We start from the raw sequence: 17,301 nt of genomic DNA on the forward strand, positions 1-17,301 counted from the left end.
TAAAGAAAGTGTTTATTATTGCTTCTGGTTAACGTTCACCTTCTCCCTGTGTTCGTCATAGGTGACGCTGAAGGTGTGTCTGCGGTTTTTGTCTGCAACGAAATACAGATAATCAGTGGCTGCGGGGCTCAAAGCCGCCTCAATGGCCATCTTTGTTGGGTTGCAGATGGGTGTGGGGGGCAGTCCGCCTTTGCGGTAGGTGTTGTAGGGGTTGGAGGGATCCTGAAGGTCACGCTTTCTCAGGTTTCCGTCAAAATCCGGCATAAGGCCGTATATAACTGTGGGATCGGCCTGAAGGCGCATCCCTTTTTTAAGCCTGTTGTGGTAAACGGAGGAAATCAGCGGAGCCTCGGATGAATCATAGGTCTCCTTCTGAATTATGGATGCCAGAATGATTATGTCGTTAACCGACATTCCAAGTGCCGCCGCCCTGCTCTCGATATCCGCAGGAAGCTGTTTTTTAAAATAGAAATAGAGCGTCTTTATGACGGTTTTCGGTTTTGTCAGCGGTTCGAAAGTGTAGGTACTGGGGTAAAGGTAGCCCTCCAGACTCTCCAGATTCTGTCCGGTCAGCTCATAAATATACTGCGGGTCACGGGTCAGCCGGAAAAACTCCTCTCCGTCGTCAACAACGAAACGCCCCACCCTCTTTGACATATCATAGGTGTTGAAGCCCTCCGGAAAGGTTATCTTCATCACCGACTGCCTGCCGAGAATTATCATATCCAGAAAATCTTTAAGGGGGGTGTCCTCAACCTTGTAGTACCCGAACTTCATGTTCAGGTCTATCTCTTTCATGCGGATGAGATATTGACGGAACAGGGGCGGAGTGTCGAGCTTCGCAATCACGTTTTCATACATAAAATTAAATCCGTTCCCCTTGGGGATGGATATTTCAGCCGTTATTCTGGTGTTGTTGATGAAGTCCTCGCACTTCACCGTCCAGAGACCGAACGATGCCGTAGCGAGGAACATCACAACCGTGAATGCGATAAAAGCAATTTTATACATTATGCACTTTTATGTTTATCAATCATTTCCACAAAACGTTCGAACAGGTATGTAGCATCCTGCGGGCCGGGGCCGTTTTCGGGGTGGTACTGAACGGAGAACATGGGGTGAACCTTGTGTTTAAGGCCTTCCACTGTCTTGTCGTTCAGGTTTATGTGGGTCACTTCCACCTGATCGCCGAGGCTTTCAACGTCAACAGCGAAGCAGTGGTTCTGAGCAGTTATTTCAACTTTACCCGTCTCGAAGTCTTTAACGGGCTGGTTTCCGCCGTGGTGACCGAATTTCAGTTTATATGTCTTTCCGCCCATGGCCAGTCCGAGGATCTGGTTTCCGAGGCAGATGCCGAATACAGGGTATTTGCCGATGAGCTTTTTCGCAAGCTCGATGGCATATTTAACAGGTTCGGGGTCGCCGGGGCCGTTCGAAAGAAATACGCCGTCGGGTTTAAGAGCGTCTATCTCTTCGAATGTGGTGTTTGCGGGGACGACTGTCACTTCACAGCCCATATCAGCAAAGTATCTGAGGATGTTCTTTTTGATGCCGAAGTCAACTGCAACTATATGTCTTGAGGGGTTCACAACGTCTGTGTAGCCCTCTTCCAGAGTCCATGTTTTCTGAGTCCATTTGTACGGTTTTTTGCATGTAACGTGCTGAACGTAGTCCTGACCTTCGATGCTTTTGATGGCAGCGGCCATTGCTTTCAGCTTCTCAACGTCTTCTGTCTCCGTGCTGATGATGGCGTTCATTGAGCCCTGCTCACGGATGTGGCGAACCAGCATTCTGGTGTCGATGCCCTCGATGCCTATCACGTTCTGCTCTTTCAGGAAATCGCCGAGGCTTTTGTCCGCTCTGTAGTTTGAGTATATGTTGCTGTATTCCTTAACTATAAAGGCCGACAGCCATACCTTGTCGGATTCGAAATCCTCGCTGTTGATTCCGTAGTTGCCGATGAGCGGATATGTCATGGCCACCATCTGCCCATAGTATGACGGGTCGGTGAGGATCTCCTGATAGCCTGTTATGGATGTATTGAAAACAACCTCACCTTCGCAGGTGCCGTCTGCGCCGAATGACGTACCCTCGAAAACAGTGCCGTCGGAAAGAACCAAGTATGCTTTTTTCATTAACTCTCTACCTCGTTTTATGCTGACTAGGATTCTATGTCTTTTTTTAAAAAGTGCAACCCTATTTACAGTGGATTGGCACATAAAAAATACTTAGCATTTTAAGCCTCCCTTTAGCAAAGGGAGGTCTGGAGGGATTTACATTTGATATTAAGAAAATCCACCCCGACCCTCCTTTGCCGAAGGAGGGAGAAGAACGGTAAAATTTCTGCTCAGAACCGACAACGCAGAAATGCGACGGTTATAAGCAGAAAAAAGCCGGAGTCAAAAACTCCGGCTTCATAATATTAATAGAATGCGGGATAGGTCTTCAACCTGAATCCGCACATGTATTCAGCGATACGGTTAACCTGACGGCTGTATCCGTATTCGTTATCGTACCAAACATAGAGCACAGCCCTGTTGCCGTCGGCTATTGTGGCCAGACCGTCAACGATTCCTGTTGACTTGTTACCTACGAAGTCAGAGGAAACAACCTCCGGGCTGTTGACATAGGCTATCTGGTCTGTGAGGTTCGAGTTAAGGGACATATCACGGATATAACCGTTAATCTCGTCCACAGTGGCCTTGTTTTCAAGCGTAAGGTTAAGGATGGCCAGAGAGACGTTGGGTGTGGGGACACGGATTGCGTTCCCTGTCAGCTTGCCCTTAAGCTCAGGCAGAGCCTTGGCGACAGCCTTTGCGGCTCCTGTCTCTGTGATGACCATGTTAAGGGGTGCACTTCTGCCCCTTCTCTCTTTTTTGTGATAGTTGTCTATCAGGTTCTGGTCGTTGGTGAACGAGTGGCATGTTTCAACGTGGCCGTTAACTATGCCGAACCTGTCCTGAATTATCTTAAGGACGGGGACAATTGCGTTGGTCGTGCAGCTTGCCGCTGTTATTATCTTATCTGTAGATTTGATATCACTGTGGTTTATGCCGTATACGACGTTGGGCAGGGTTCCTTTGCCGGGAGCGGTAAGGATTACTTTGTCAACGCCTTTTGACTGAAGGTGAAGCCCCAGTCCCTCTTCTGTTGACCATTTGCCGGTGTTGTCGATTACAAGGGCATTGTTTATGCCGTACTGGGTATAGTCGACCTTGTCGGGGCCTTCGGAAGCTATGAACTTCACATAGTTCCCGTTAACGATGATAGCGTCCTCTTCCTCAACAACAATGATGTTGCCTTCGAAAGCTCCGTGGACGGAGTCTCTGCGCAGAAGGCTGGCACGCTTTGCGATGTCCATCTTCTCGCCTTTGCGGATAACCACCGCACGCAGACGAAGGCCAGTGCCGAATCTGGAACGGCTTATGATGATCCGTGCCATAAGACGTCCGATACGGCCGAAACCGTAAAGCACAACGTCTTTTGCTTCCGGCTCTTCAAAGTCGGACGTTGTTATCTCCGCGAGTTCCTGTTTCACAAAGTTTTCAAGAGAAACAGACTTGTCGGTCTTCTCATATTTTGCGTAAAGTTTGCCTATGTCCACTGTTGCGGGCTTTGTTTCCAGAGTAGCCACTACATCCAGATAGGGTTTGGTTTCTCTCACTGAAAGCTCACGGTCAAGGATCAGCCTTGCATACCTGTGGCTTTTCATTATCTGTATTGCGTTCTTTCTGACCAGAGACTGCCCGAAGAGTCTGATCACAACGCCTTTCTGCTTGTAAAGCCTTGTAATCACGGGAACCATTTCGTTCGCAATCTCTTCGCGCTCTGTCCAGTCTTTCATGTAGGCATCAATAGCCGCTTTCATGATCAACTCCTTAAAAGTAATAAGCACATTTCAATAATGTTTGGCTCATTAAATATTATTTTTGCAAAAAACTGAACTAAAAAAACAGTAAACATCAAATTTCCTGTTTGATTTTCCGATGCAATGAATATAATGACCGAAATCATTTCACAGGAGAAAATATGAGAAGAGACATTCAGAGAGCCTTTACCGTTGTTGTGGCGGCAGTGCTCATTCTTTTTGCGGCACACACAAGCGCACTGGCGGCACAGGATCAGCCCCTTACACCCGCTCTGGCGGCTTCTAAAGTCAAAATTATCGACATCCGTACAGAAAAAGAGTGGAAAGACACAGGCATCCTTCAGGGTTCCTACACCATCACATATTTTGACGACAACGGAAACGTTAACCCCAATTTCTTCGCACAGATCGACAAAGTGGTTAAAAAGAACGAAACATTCGGAATCATCTGCCGTTCAGGCAACAGAACAGGCAAAGTCATAGGCCTGCTGAAAGAAAAAGGCTATGTTAACGCTTTCGACGTTCTCGGCGGACTTAAGGAAGGAAAAAACAACGGCCTCGTATACGTTCCTTACAAATAAATCATTTGACAAGCGGACAGGAATTTATTACAAGAAGGGCGAACCCCATGACTGACGCAAATTAAGGAGGATCACCTCCGGGAAGTGGGGAGTATAACTACTAAAGCCGTGCGTCTGGGCTGTTCACAATGATGAACCGTCCGGACGCTTTTTTTGTTTTCGGACACTTAAGGAGGCTTTTTCAATGGAAAATCTCAAAAATTTCGATCCTCAGCTTTATGATCTCATTAAAAAAGAGGAAGAGAGACAGATCGACAAGATCCGTATGATCGCATCTGAAAACTACGTTTCTCAGGCGGTTCTGGACGCCACAGGCACAGTTCTCACAAACAAATACTCAGAAGGCTACCCCGGCAAAAGATACTATGAAGGTCAGCAGTTCATCGACCCCATCGAAGTGATGGCAATTGAACGTGCGAAAGAGCTTTTCGGTGCGGAACATGCAAACGTTCAGCCCTATTCCGGCTCACCCGCAAACCTTGCGGTTTACCTTGCCTTCGTCAAACCCGGCGAAACAGTTCTCGGCATGGCTCTGCCCCACGGCGGACACCTTACCCACGGCTCACCCGTCAGCATCACAGGCAAATACTTCAACATCGTTTCCTACGAACTTGATAAAGAAACAGGTCTGCTGAACTACGACACAATCAGAAAGCTGGCGATCGAACACCAGCCCAAAATGATAATCGCAGGTCACTCCGCATATCCCCGTCAGCTGGATTTCGCAAAATTCAGAGAGATAGCTGACGAAGTCGGCGCAATCCTGTTTGTTGATATGGCTCACTTCGCAGGTCTTGTGGCAGGCGGCGCACACCCCAACCCCGTTCCCTATGCGGACGTTGTCAGCACCACAACCCACAAAACCCTCAGAGGCCCCAGAGGCGGCATGCTCCTCTGCAAAGAAAAACATGCGGCGGCCATCGACAAGGCCGTTTTCCCCGGTCTTCAGGGCGGTCCCCACAACCACACAACAGCAGGAATCGCTGTGGCTCTGAAAGAGGCTATGCAGCCTGAGTTCAAGGCTTATGCCGAGAACATCTGCAAAAACGCAAAAACAATGGCCACAGAGCTTAAAGGTTACGGATTCAATCTTGTTACAGGCGGAACCGACAACCACCTTCTGCTCATCGACCTTACAAACAAGAACGTAACAGGCAAACAGGCCGCAAAAGCTCTGGACAAGGCCGGACTTGTGCTTAACTACAACTCTGTGCCCTATGACACACGCAAGCCCTTCGATCCCTCAGGCATCAGACTGGGTCTTGCCGCTGTAACCTCCAGAGGTTTCGGCGAGGAAGAGGTTAAAAAGACCGCTGCGTGGATGAACAAAGTTATCGAAAATTTCGAGAATGAAGCTCTTCTCGATGAAATCGCCAAAGAGGTTAAGGATCTTTGCAGAAAGTTCCCTCCTCCCGGCCTTGCATACTAAACCTAACATCTGAAAGCGGAAGGTTTTTTACCTTCCGTTCCGGTCAGACGGAGCGGAGGGTTTCTCACCTTCCGCTTTTTTCCGTTTAATATTATTATTTATTTTTTTCAGGGGAGATCTTTGAAGTGTCTTTATATCTCATAATCCAGACAGAACAGATTACCGACGAAGCCATGTATCAGAAGTACACATCCAGAGCCAGACCCATCATCGAATCATACGGCGGAGAATATCTCGCATCAACAACGGACATAATAGCAGTCAGCAAGAACTGGAGGCCGGAAAGAGCCGTAATAATCCGGTTTCCCGACAGAAAGGCATACGAAGACTGCTTCGCATCAAACGAATATCACGGCATAATCCATCTGCGCTCGAAAGCGATAATAGGAAAAGCTATAGCTGTTGAAGGCCTTTAGGGGTTTATCCAGAGGATGTAGAGCACCATCGTCATAAAGTGGCATGTGCTGCCCGCAAGGACGAAGAAGTGCCATATCTCATGGAACCCGAAGTGTTTTGAAAAGTTCGGACGCTTAAGGGCATAGACCACTGCGCCGATAGTGTAGAACAGTCCGCCCGCAACCAGCCAGAGCACGCCGCCGGTGGGTATGTTCTTTACTATGGGATAGATGGCCACAACGCTTATCCAGCCCATGATAATGTATATCACTGTGGATATCACTCTGGGAGCGTGGATGAAGAACAGTTTAAAGAATATTCCGAGGACAGCCATTCCCCACACAACGCCGAAAATGCTCCATCCCCAGCCGCCTCTCAGCGGAATCAGACAGAAGGGCGTATAGGTTCCCGCTATCATCATGAAAATCATAACGTGGTCAACTTTTTTCAGTCTTCTCGTTCCCGTTTCGCCAAGGTTGAAGATATGGTACGCCGCACTGGCCAGATAAAGCAGGGTCATGCTGGCTCCATAGATTGAGAAGGACACGATGTGCCACACTGTGGCGTAATACGACGAGAGCACAACCAGAACCGTTAGAGCGGCCAGTGAAAAAATAGCTCCGACAAGATGTGATATACCGCTAACAGGATCTTTAATGGTCATGCCTGCCTCCTTGAAACAATATGATACTGAGTCTCACTTAGTATAATATGTTCGTTTGCTAACCTGTTTGTCAATACAAAAAAAGGTTAAAAAGAACCTTTTTTATTAATTAACAAATGTTGATTAAAAAAGAACCGCCGCCAAAAGCTCTGACGGCGGTACGTTGATGTTTTATCAGCCGTCAGCGTTTATCTTTCTGACAATCTCGGCAAGCTTTTGTTCAGCAAAATCGTTATCGACCTGACAGGTTCCGGCGTTCATATGTCCGCCGCCGCCGTAAGAAAGCATCAGTTCGCCGATGTTCGTTTTCGAGGTCTTATTGAAAATGGATTTTCCTGTGGCAAAGACCGTATTCTGCTTTTTCAGTCCCCACATAACATGGATTGATATGTTCTGCTCAGGGTACAGAGCATAGATTATGAATCTGTTTCCCGCATAGATGGTGTCCTCGTTGCGAAGATCGAGCACAACAAGGTTTCCGTATACCTTCGCACATCTTTTTATCTGATCTTCAAAAAGTCTCTGCTGTTCGAAATACAGCTCCGCCCTCTCCTTCACATCCTCATCCTGCATGATATCGTCAATGGAGTGGTCTTTGCAGAGGTCTATAAGCTTCATCATAAGCTGATAGTTTGAGATGCGGAAATCACGGAAACGGCCAAGCCCTGTTCTGGCGTCCATGAGGAAGTTCATCAGATCCCAGCCCTTGGGTTTCAGAACTTGCTCAAGGGTGAAGTTAGCAGAGTCGCCCCTGTCAACTGCCTCCATGATATCGTCGCCTATTTTGGGAAATCTCTCCTTTCCGCCGTAGTAGTTATAAACCACTCTGGCGGCGGAGGGAGCAGACGCCTCTATTATATGGTTGTCTTTTTTGCCCACACGGATGGTCTCGCTCAGGTGGTGATCGAACGCAAGGTGCACACCCTCAACGTAGGGCAGGTTTGTGGTGATGTCGTTATCGGTTATCTCCACCAGACCGTCCTGCATATCCTTGGGGTGAACAAATTTTATCTCATCAATAATATCCATGTCTTTCAGAAGCACGGCGCAAACCAGCCCGTCAAAGTCGCTTCTGGTGACCAGTCTGAACTTTTTATCAGCCATCCTATTCTCCTTTCAAATAATCCTGAGCCGCTGTCAGGTCATCCTTGGTATTTATATTTATAAACGATATTTTTTCATTTTCCGAGGCCAATATTTGACCTTCATCTAAATATACCACATCCGAAAGCGCAAATGCGTTCATCAGGCGGAAATTTCCTGCGGCTACCTGCTTCTCGAAAACTGGTATCATGGAAGGAGCATAGCAGGCATACAGAGGATGCGTCTTTCCATAGATAACAGGCACAGCCGCATCATGCCCCTTGCAGGCGGCAAGAAGCTTTTCCGCATGTGCGGAATTTACCAGAGGGGTATCAGCCGCAACAACAAAAACCTCTTCACCGAAGTGCTTCAGCGCAGTCAGAATGCCTATCATCGGACACTGCTGTTCCTGCTCGTCCTGAACACAGGGCAGATCCAGAAATGAATATTTTCCGCAGTCCTTGGCAACAACGACAAGTCTGTCAGCCCATTTTCCAAGCTCCATCGCCGGATACTCGATGAGTCTGTGCCCGCCGATCACCTCCAAAGTCTTGTCAGAGTTAAATCTTCTGCTCTGGCCTCCCGCCATAATCGCTGCATTTCTAATCATTTACACAACCTTTCTTGCAATTTCGCTATTTTGAGACTAGATTCTAAAAACATATATACACCAACGGAGGAGTATTTTGAAACCTTTAGTATCTTTTGTGGGGACTTCCGGCTGCGGCAAAACCACTCTAATTGAGAAGGTGATTCCGCTGCTGACGGCAAAAGGCTACAACGTATCAACCGTTAAGCACGATGCCCACGACTTTCAGATGGACAAGGAGGGCAAGGACACCTGGAGACACAAAAAGGCGGGAGCCAGAGCCATTCTGATTTCCAACAAGGACAAGTTCGCAATGATATGTGATGTGGATAAAGAAAAATCCATCGACGAACTGACCGCAATGCTTCCCGACTACACCGACATTATAATAGCAGAAGGCTTCAAAAAGGAACTGCAAAAAAAGATCGAGGTGTTCAGAAGCGGCTATTCCACAAAACTGCAATGCGCCGAGGATGAAAACCTCATCGCCGTGGCAACTGACATGCCAGACAACCCTCAGGTTCAGGGCAGAAAACTGCTTGACCTCAACAATCCGCAGGAGATTGCGAACTTTATAATCGAAACAGCACTGAAATAGGCTTTCGGCAAACCAGAAGAATCTGCCGTCACTCTGAGGCGCAGGCCGAAGAGTCTCAAACAAGAGATTCTTCATTACATTCAGAATGACGGAAACCTTACTCCACTGATAACAACATCAACCATATGGGCGGAACAAATTTGTTCCGCCTTTTTTTTCGCTTGCATTTCTTTTTAATTTATAATATAAAATCTATAGAGATTGTGGATATTAACGGTGTTCATTATGACAGCAAACCGACTTCAACGGCCAACAGCATGGAACAGCGATATCGAAAGACTGGTGAAAGAACTTGTATCATCCGTAATGTTCGGAACTGTGACCATCATAATTCAGGACGGACGCATAATACAGGTTGACCGAAACGAAAAGATACGCATTTCAAAAAGCGTACATCAGGACTGGTCGGGAATTTAACCCGCCGCCCTTACAGTTGAATATGAAACCAGACTGACCGGTAAACCGGAGGCTGAGAATAGAACCCCTATTCTCGGCCTTTTTTTGTTTTAACAGGAGTAGGCATGAGTGCAAAAGCTATCAAAAAAATTGCTATCTACGGAAAAGGCGGTATCGGAAAATCCACTACCACCTCAAATCTGAGTGCGGCTCTGTCCGTGCTGGGCTACAAAGTTTTACAGGTGGGGTGTGACCCCAAAAGCGACTCAACCGTAACATTGCGCTCCGGCGAGTACATCCCCACCATCCTTGAGATTCTTAAAAACAAGAACACCCCGAAGCTGCACGAAATAGTCTACACAGGCTTCAACAACGTATATTGCGTTGAGGCGGGAGGCCCTGCCCCCGGTGTCGGCTGTGCAGGCAGAGGCATAATCACTTCCGTTGAGCTTCTGAAACAGCTCAGGGCTTTTGAAGAGCTTGATCTGGACTACGTTATCTTCGATGTTCTGGGTGACGTTGTTTGCGGCGGATTCGCCGTTCCCATCAGGGAAGGCATAGCCGATCATGTTTTTACCGTCTCCTCGTCGGATTTCATGGCGGTTTACGCCGCAAACAACCTCTTCACAGGAATACGGAAATACTCAAACCAGAACGGTGCTCTTCTGGGCGGAATAATAGCAAACTCGGTGAACCAGCCCTATTCCAAGGACATCATCGATGATTTTGCAGAACGCACCGGAACGAAGATAATGGAATACGTCCCCCGCTCGCTCACCGTCACCCAGAGCGAACTTCAGGGGCAGACCACTCTGGAGGCTTTTCCCGAATCCGCTCAGGCTCAGGTATACCTGAACCTTGCCGGAAAAGTGGCACAGCACCAGGAATCGAAGATTCCGCAGCCCCTTGAGGTTGAGGAACTGCGCAAATGGGCATCTGACTGGTCTGAAAAACTGCTGGAACTTGAAAAAGGTACGGTGCAGAGCACCGGCGCAAGCATATAGGAGCGCAAAATGAGTTACTACGAACTGAAGCAGCCCCCGAAAAGGGAGGACAGACTCAACGCATGTATCGCCCATGGTTCGTCCGTTTGCGGCATGGGAAACAAAAAGGGAAAAGCCTGTCTGATGCAGGACGGCGAGCGTGGATTTCAGCAGGGGTCAATATGCCTTCTGCTGCCAGCTCTCGGCATGCTGAACAGCATGCCCGGCAACGTTGTTCTCCTGCACAGCTCGCTGGGATGCTCCACGGCAACGCACTCGCAAAACGGCAGTGTACGCTACGGCAACCTCGCCCGAACAGGTAAGCTGACCGACGTCATCTGGGCATCCACAGCTCTCAACGAAACCGATGTGATAAGCGGCGGAGAAGAGAAGCTCAGCGAAGCCATAAAAGAGATAGACGCACGCTATAAACCCTACTGCATAACCGTTGTGTCGGCATGTGTTCCCGGAATAATCGGCGACGATATCGACGCCGTGATCCAGAACGTTCAGCCGGAGGTGGATGCTGTGCTCCTGCCTGTCCATTGCGAAGGCTTCCGCACAAAAATATGGGCAACGGCCTACGATGCGGTATACCACGGCATAAGCCGCACCCTCTTTTCAGGGAAACTGGGCGATGTCTCAAAGATCCGTGAGGATCTGAAACTGCCCAGACTTGAAAAAACCATCAATATCATGAACGTCTCCTCAATGGGACGAATAGACGAGCTGGAGCTTGAAAGACTGGTGAAAAAGATAGGTCTTGAGGCTAATATTTTTCCCGTCTACGCCCATCCCCAGAGCTTTGTGAAGGCATCACAGGCGGCTCTCTCCGTAAGCACATGCCCCACCCACGACGACTATTTCCTCGACTATCTGAAAGAGCGTTTCGACGTGCCATACACCCTCGCCCACATGCCCATCGGAATTGAAAACACCGGATTGTGGCTGAAGGATATCGCCGACAGACTGGGACTTGGCGCAGAGGCCGAAACCGTGATAAAGGAAGAAGAGACAGCTCTGCATAAGGCATTGGCTCAGTTCAAAGAATATTTTAAAGGCAAGAGGGTGTTTGTGAGTGCGGGAGAGTTCCGTGCGCTGTCAACCTCACTGCTTCTTGAAGAATTGGGTTTCGAAGTGGTCGGCATACGGTCGTTCCATCACGATGCCTTTGCCGACAACGAATATGAAAAACTGAACAGGTCCGCCAAAAGCGACTATGTTGTCAATATAGCAAACGTTCAGCCGTTTGAAGAGGCCAATCTGCTGAAAAAGCTGAAGCCCGACCTCTTTCTCGGTCACACTAACGGAAACGCCACAGCGGCGAAACTAGGAATCCCCACCCACCCGATCTATTATTCCGGTATCGCCTACATAGGCTACGCCGGAGCTTATCAGCTGGCAAAGAGGCTTTACAGACTTCTGAAGAACCCCTCATTCAACAGAAACCTGTCGAAGCATGTCACACTTCCCTATAAGCAGGAATGGTACAGCGAAAGCCCCTTTGCCTACATTAAAGGAGGAAACTCAGATGGCTGAACACTTTATAGAACGTCCAAGATATTCATGTGCTCTCGGCGGAGCATTTTTCACCTCTACGGCACTTCCCGAAACGGTATCTATCGTCCACTCCGGTTCGGGTTGTGCCGGATCCTTCGCATGGGGGCAGAACGGCGGAAGCGGATGTCAGGTCAGCGGCCACTGTGCGGCTCTGGCGGCTGCTGGTACGAACGTTCAGGAACACGAAGTGGTCTTCGGCGGAGAGGATCGCCTGAAAGAAGAGATAGAAGGCACTCTTAAAGTTCTGGACGGAAAGCTCTATCTGGTACTTACGGGGTGCGTCACGGAGATAATCGGAGATGATGTTAATGCCGTCATAAACGAATTTAAAGAGGTCGGGGTTGAGATTGCCGCCGCCCTCACCGGAGGATTCAAAGGCAGTTCATACAAAGGGTATGACATAGTTCTGAAAGCCCTGATAAAGGACTTCGTTAAACCAGCACAGGAGAAAATACCCAACAGGGTCAATATCTTCGGCATAGTTCCCTTCGTAGATCCTTTCTGGCGTGGAAACCTTGAAGGCATAAGAGACCTGCTCAGGGGTGCCGGAATAGAGGCGAACGTTTTCTTTACGCCGGATTCAAAGCTAGCAGACCTTGAATATTCGGCGTCTGCATCTCTGAACGTTGTGGTTTCAGGCGTGTACGGAATCGACCCTGCGGCGGAGTTTGAAAGAATACATAAAACTCCCTACACCTCACTGCCCCTGCCCATAGGCGCAGCGGCTTCGGCATCGTTCGTGCGTGCGGTATCCTCCGCTCTGGGGATAGATTCCGAAAGCTACATAGAGAGCGAGACAGAAAAATATTACAAATATCTGGAACTGCTCACCGACTGCTACACCGATCTGGACTTTCAGCGTTATGCGTTGGTGGTGGGCGACTCGAACTACTCGGTGGCTGTAACAAAATTTCTGGCAAACGAGGTAGGCTGGGTTCCTGTTCTGGCTCAATGCACGGATATCCTCACTCCGGAAGAACAGGACAGGATAAAAGAACTGCTGGCAGACGGCATAACTTCCGACGTCCACGTTGTTTTCGATACGGACGGCAGTCAATCGGCTGTGCATCTTAAAGAAATATGGGATGAAAACCGACACGGAGTATATGCGAACACCTTCTCTCCGGCATTCGTTGCGGGCAGTTCTCTGGAAAGAGCCACAGCCGAACAGCTGGGCGCAGGACATCTGAGCATATCGTTTCCAGTGTCCAACAGAGTTATAATCAACAGGGGATACACAGGTTTTAAAGGGGGACTGACTCTGTCAGAGGATCTCTTAAGCGTTCTTGTCTCCCCAAGATAGACCCTTTGAAATCTGTGGAAAAAGAAAAGGCGGTTCGGATCAGCTGAAACAACTGTATGTCTCTGCGAGGAAGCCATAAGCTGACGAAGCAGTCTTCCAACTCATGAACATATCAGAGCAGTCAGCAAAACCGGACCGCTTTTTCAACTCAAATCCAAACAAAAAAAGGCGAGCCGTTAAGCTCGCCTTTTTAATATCGTTTGCCCGAAAGCGCAGATTATTTAATACCTGCAACTTCCTCAAGCATAGCTGTAGTAACTGATTTGGGACGCTCGATAGCGTAGCCGAGAGCTCTGTCCCAAGTGATGTTCGCAAGAACACCGAATGCACGGCCGACGCCGAACAGAACTGTGTAGAAGTCATATTCTGTAAGGCCGTAGTACCACTGGATAACGCCGGACTGAGAGTCAACGTTGGGCCAGGGGTTTTTGGCTTTTCCATGCTCCTGAAGGATGCCGGGGGCAACTTCATAGATCATGGAAACGATTTTGAACAGTTCATCATCGGGCATATACTTAAGGCAGTATTCACGCTGAGAAGTGTATCTGGGGTCGGTTTTTCTGAGAACTGCGTGGCCGTATCCGGGGATAACTGCGCCGCTGTTCAGAGTGTCCCAAAGGAATTTAACAAGATCTTCCTTAGTGGGAACTTTTCCGCCGAGTTTTCTGTAAACTTCCTGAATCCATGAAAGAACTTCCTGGTTAGCAAGACCGTGAAGAGGACCTGCAAGACCGTTCAGACCGGCAGACAGAGAAAGGTATGCATCGGAAAGCGCAGACGCAACAAGGTGAGTTGTGTGTGCGGAAACGTTGCCTGACTCATGGTCGGAGTGAAGGATGAAGTACATTCTTGCAACATCGTCATAGGGAGGCTTGATGCCCATCATATGAGCGAAGTTGCCGCCGAAATCGAGGCTGTAGTCGGGAGCGATGGGAGTATCGCCTTTGTATTTCATTCTGTAGATATATGCTGCGATTTCAGGCAGTTTAGCCAGAATATCGGTAGCGTCTTCATACATGCTGTCCCAAGCTGTCATTTTATTGAAGCCGGCGTTGTAGAATTTGCAGAATTTAGACTCACGCTGCATAACAAGTATTGCAGTTGAGAAAAGTGTCATGGGGTGCTCGTCTCTGGGCATAGCTCTGAGCACATCGAAAACGTACTGGGGAACCTGAGCGCGGGATTTGAAATCGGCAACAACTTCAAGAGCCTGCTCTTTAGTGGGAACATCGCCTGTAAGGAGGAAATACCAGAAACCTTCGACATAGGGGTAGTCTTTGCCATCGGGTTTGGGGAGTTTTGTCATTACTTCATCAATAGTAAGTCCACGGAAACGTATGCCTTCCATAGGGTCGAGGTAGGAGATATCCGTAACGAGAGATTTAATTCCTCTGCCGCCGCCGATACACTGCTCTATTGTGTATTCGCCGAGTTTAACGTTGCCGAACTCTTTAAGGAGTTTGGTCGTTCTGGGGCGGTGAGCATCGATTTTCTGCTTGAGTACTTCTTTAAGTCCCATTGAAATGCCTCCACTTTATTTTGTCGTCAGATTTAAACAGTGTTTATTTTTATCATTAATGATAGCGCATGTCAACATAGAAATTGTATACAGTGTGCATTACGACATAGAAAAATCCTATAATCAAAAACCATACTAATCATTATTTTATACTTTATTGACAATTATTTATTCTTGACAAGCCTGTCAGAAGAATGTCATAATTCAAAAAATAAAGAGACAAAAAGACGGTATCTCAAATATCGCAGTTCGTTGACTCAAACTAAAAAACATATGGTTAAAAATGCTTGGATTTCTTTTTATAATTTTTAGTGCTTTCACCCACTCGCTCTGGAATATACTGCTGAAAAGGGCAGAAAATAAATATGCATTCAATTTTTACATGCATTTTGCAAATATTCTGTTCTTTACGGCTATATACCCTATAGTATTTCCGGAATATTTGTACTTCGAAAAAGGAGTGGTGATAACGGCTTTCATCGCCTCCATTTTTTTCTCAACCTACCATATCCTCGTTTCCAGCGCCTACAAATATTCTGATGTATCATTGGTTTATCCGCTCACCACAGCATCGCCGTTTTTCATTGTGATCTGGGCTGTGATTTTTCTTAAAGAACATCTGACAGTTATGGGTCTCTCAGGCATCATTTTAACAGTTTTGGGAACAGCTGTTCTAAACCGCACCAAGGGTAAGTGGGGTGAATTTGGAAAAGGCGCTGCGTTTGCTCTTGCCGCAGCATTCTTTTATTCCTTCGGCGCACTGATGGACAAGAAAGGCGTGTCTGGAGCCAATTTCATCCTATACGTCTATTCAATGTCATTGTTTATGACAATGTTCATATTTGTTTATTCTATACGCAGTGGCGAAATAACGTTTAATTATGTAAAAAAAGATAAATGGTGGGTTATTTTTGCAGGGCTTGTTGTATTCGGGTCATTTATTTCCTACCGATACGGGCTTAACATGGTAAACCTTTCCTACGCATCTGCTCTCAGACAGGTCAGCTCACTGTTCGGAGCTGTCATGGGTATCATTTTTTTCAAGGAAAAACTGACTGTTTATAAGATGTTAGGCACTCTGATCATCATGGCGGGCATAATGTTTATCAAAATTGGCATGTAACTTGATAATACCATCTGCGGTAGCGGAACAACCGCGCCACTGAGACGGAGCTCACCGTGAGTGCCGGCAGGAGGCCGGCCTTCCTTTTTTATATACAGCGATACAAACGCCACGCATCAACGTATTTAATAAAATCTGCTTTTGGTCACTATCCGGTCACTGCATAACTCAATAAAAGAAAAAAGGCGAGCATTCGCCCGCCTCTCTATATAACTTCTGATGCGCTGATATTACCACGCCCTACTTCCCGTTGCTACTTATTCTTCCTCAACAGAAAAATACCCATAAATATCATAATGGTCGCAATGTAATCTGTAATTGTTATCGGCTCTCCAACTATAACTGCGCCGATGAATAACGCAACAACAGGCGGGATATAAGTCACAGAAGATGCCGTAACTGTTCCTACTTCCTTTACGAGATAGTAATAAATTATATAAGCCAGACTGGTTCCCAGCAGTCCCAATCCTATAAAAAGCCCAAGTGCCGTGTGGAGATCATTAAAAACGGCTCCGATTCCTTTGTAATCGGTGAACAGCAGCATGGTTAATGAACTGAAACCGAGCTGATAAGCGGTAAGAGCAGCTGTGGGAAGCTTTAAAGGCATTACAAACTTTTTAGCGTAAACAAACGAAGCACCGAGACAAAGAGAGCCGAATGCTATATAAAGCACTCCTTTTATATTAGATTCCAGAATAGTGCTCCCCGATGGCATTGCAATCAAAACAACACCGGCGAAACCGGTTAATACTCCTATGATTTTAGTGAGAGTTATTTTTTCCTCAGGAATAAATATTACCGCAAGTATGAAAGAGAATAGCGGCACTGAACCGCTTAATGCACCTGCTACACCAGACATCAGCAAGACTATGCCTTTCACATATGCCAGATAATAGACCGAAGCTGCAAGCAGTGACATCACAGCAAAGTGTATAGAATATTTTAAGTGCGAAATACGAATATATCCTTTGAAAATAGCGTATGCCGCAACACAGATAAAACCAAGAACTACACGGTATAGTACTATCTGCATTGGTGTTATGAGATTCGCCGCCATCTTTATATAAATAAAGTTACAACCCCAGATAAGACCTAAAGCACAGAATGCTAAAATGGGCAGCAAATTAATTTCCGATCTCATTGATTGTGTGGTCACGAAACACCCCTTGAAAAAAGACACTTACAACTGTACAATATAGTGCCCATATG

The 17,301-nt window shown here is 47.3% G+C and carries 17 protein-coding genes and 1 riboswitch; of the genes, 9 read left to right on the top strand and 8 right to left on the bottom strand.

Annotated features, from left to right (window positions below):
* Window positions 1-15: 15 nt before the first annotated feature.
* The 3 genes from mltG to C8D98_RS09255 form a co-directional block, all read right to left on the bottom strand.
* Window positions 16-1,011 (bottom strand): endolytic transglycosylase MltG, encoded by a 996-nt coding sequence (gene mltG / locus C8D98_RS09245; RefSeq protein WP_132873845.1) that lies wholly within the window; start codon window positions 1,009-1,011, stop codon window positions 16-18.
* Window positions 1,011-2,135 (bottom strand): glutamine-hydrolyzing carbamoyl-phosphate synthase small subunit, encoded by a 1,125-nt coding sequence (gene carA, locus C8D98_RS09250; protein WP_132873846.1) that lies wholly within the window; start codon window positions 2,133-2,135, stop codon window positions 1,011-1,013. The genes mltG and carA overlap by 1 nt, the downstream gene beginning before the upstream one ends.
* 287 nt (window positions 2,136-2,422) lie before the next feature.
* Complete coding sequence (locus C8D98_RS09255; protein ID WP_132873847.1) at window positions 2,423-3,868, bottom strand: glyceraldehyde-3-phosphate dehydrogenase; 1,446 nt, start codon at window positions 3,866-3,868, stop codon at window positions 2,423-2,425.
* A gap of 161 nt (window positions 3,869-4,029) precedes the next feature.
* Between C8D98_RS09255 and C8D98_RS09260 the strand changes: the two genes are divergently transcribed.
* The 3 genes from C8D98_RS09260 to C8D98_RS09270 all read left to right on the top strand — a co-directional run bounded on the left by C8D98_RS09260 (window position 4,030) and on the right by C8D98_RS09270 (window position 6,294).
* Window positions 4,030-4,449, top strand: a complete 420-nt coding sequence (locus C8D98_RS09260; RefSeq protein ID WP_132873848.1) for a rhodanese-like domain-containing protein — start codon at window positions 4,030-4,032, stop codon at window positions 4,447-4,449.
* Between the two features lie 37 nt (window positions 4,450-4,486).
* Window positions 4,487-4,576: riboswitch (ZMP/ZTP riboswitch) on the top strand.
* Window positions 4,577-4,633: 57 nt separating this feature from the next.
* Window positions 4,634-5,878 (top strand): serine hydroxymethyltransferase, encoded by a 1,245-nt coding sequence (locus C8D98_RS09265; protein WP_132873849.1) that lies wholly within the window; start codon window positions 4,634-4,636, stop codon window positions 5,876-5,878.
* A gap of 125 nt (window positions 5,879-6,003) precedes the next feature.
* Window positions 6,004-6,294, top strand: a complete 291-nt coding sequence (locus C8D98_RS09270; protein WP_132873850.1) for a DUF1330 domain-containing protein — start codon at window positions 6,004-6,006, stop codon at window positions 6,292-6,294.
* Here C8D98_RS09270 and trhA read toward each other — a convergent pair.
* The 3 genes from trhA to mobA all read right to left on the bottom strand — a co-directional run bounded on the left by trhA (window position 6,291) and on the right by mobA (window position 8,631).
* A complete protein-coding gene (gene trhA, locus C8D98_RS09275) occupies window positions 6,291-6,938 on the bottom strand; it encodes a PAQR family membrane homeostasis protein TrhA (protein ID WP_132873851.1) in 648 nt (215 codons plus the stop codon). The genes C8D98_RS09270 and trhA overlap by 4 nt on opposite strands.
* Window positions 6,939-7,112: 174 nt before the next feature.
* Window positions 7,113-8,042: a DHH family phosphoesterase gene (locus tag C8D98_RS09280; RefSeq protein ID WP_132873852.1), complete on the bottom strand. Its 930-nt coding sequence runs from the start codon at window positions 8,040-8,042 to the stop codon at window positions 7,113-7,115.
* A 1-nt stretch (window position 8,043) separates the two neighbouring features.
* On the bottom strand, window positions 8,044-8,631 hold the full coding sequence (gene mobA / locus C8D98_RS09285; RefSeq protein WP_132873853.1) for a molybdenum cofactor guanylyltransferase: 588 nt from the start codon (window positions 8,629-8,631) through the stop codon (window positions 8,044-8,046).
* Between the two features lie 76 nt (window positions 8,632-8,707).
* Between mobA and mobB the strand changes: the two genes are divergently transcribed.
* The 5 genes from mobB (at window position 8,708) to C8D98_RS09310 (ending at window position 13,450) form a co-directional block, all read left to right on the top strand.
* The gene (gene mobB, locus C8D98_RS09290; RefSeq protein WP_165871261.1) at window positions 8,708-9,208 is read left to right on the top strand and encodes a molybdopterin-guanine dinucleotide biosynthesis protein B; all 501 of its coding nucleotides are present in this window, start codon (window positions 8,708-8,710) and stop codon (window positions 9,206-9,208) included.
* 225 nt (window positions 9,209-9,433) lie between these two features.
* Window positions 9,434-9,625 (top strand): YezD family protein, encoded by a 192-nt coding sequence (locus C8D98_RS09295; protein WP_132873855.1) that lies wholly within the window; start codon window positions 9,434-9,436, stop codon window positions 9,623-9,625.
* Between the two features lie 104 nt (window positions 9,626-9,729).
* The gene (locus tag C8D98_RS09300; protein WP_132873856.1) at window positions 9,730-10,608 is read left to right on the top strand and encodes a nucleotide-binding protein; all 879 of its coding nucleotides are present in this window, start codon (window positions 9,730-9,732) and stop codon (window positions 10,606-10,608) included.
* Window positions 10,609-10,617: 9 nt separating this feature from the next.
* The gene (locus tag C8D98_RS09305; RefSeq protein ID WP_132873857.1) at window positions 10,618-12,126 is read left to right on the top strand and encodes a nitrogenase component 1; all 1,509 of its coding nucleotides are present in this window, start codon (window positions 10,618-10,620) and stop codon (window positions 12,124-12,126) included.
* Entirely contained in the window at window positions 12,119-13,450 is a 1,332-nt protein-coding gene (locus tag C8D98_RS09310) for a nitrogenase component 1 (RefSeq protein ID WP_132873858.1), read from the top strand. The genes C8D98_RS09305 and C8D98_RS09310 overlap by 8 nt, the downstream gene beginning before the upstream one ends.
* A gap of 217 nt (window positions 13,451-13,667) precedes the next feature.
* Here C8D98_RS09310 and C8D98_RS09315 read toward each other — a convergent pair whose 3' ends face one another.
* A complete protein-coding gene (locus C8D98_RS09315; RefSeq protein WP_132873859.1) occupies window positions 13,668-14,969 on the bottom strand; it encodes a citrate (Si)-synthase in 1,302 nt (433 codons plus the stop codon).
* Window positions 14,970-15,252: 283 nt separating this feature from the next.
* Here C8D98_RS09315 and C8D98_RS13995 point away from each other — a divergent pair, with 283 nt between their 5' ends.
* Window positions 15,253-16,092 carry a DMT family transporter gene (locus C8D98_RS13995; RefSeq protein ID WP_132873860.1) on the top strand — a complete coding sequence of 280 codons (840 nt, stop codon included), beginning with the start codon at window positions 15,253-15,255 and terminating at the stop codon, window positions 16,090-16,092.
* Between the two features lie 253 nt (window positions 16,093-16,345).
* On the opposite strand, the gene C8D98_RS09325 is transcribed toward C8D98_RS13995, so the two are convergent.
* Window positions 16,346-17,248, bottom strand: coding sequence for a DMT family transporter (locus tag C8D98_RS09325; RefSeq protein WP_207891255.1), 903 nt, complete (start codon window positions 17,246-17,248; stop codon window positions 16,346-16,348).
* Window positions 17,249-17,301 lie beyond the last annotated feature (53 nt).

The sequence above is a fragment of the Seleniivibrio woodruffii genome (assembly GCF_004339245.1).
Lineage (GTDB): Bacteria > Chrysiogenota > Deferribacteres > Deferribacterales > Geovibrionaceae > Seleniivibrio > Seleniivibrio woodruffii.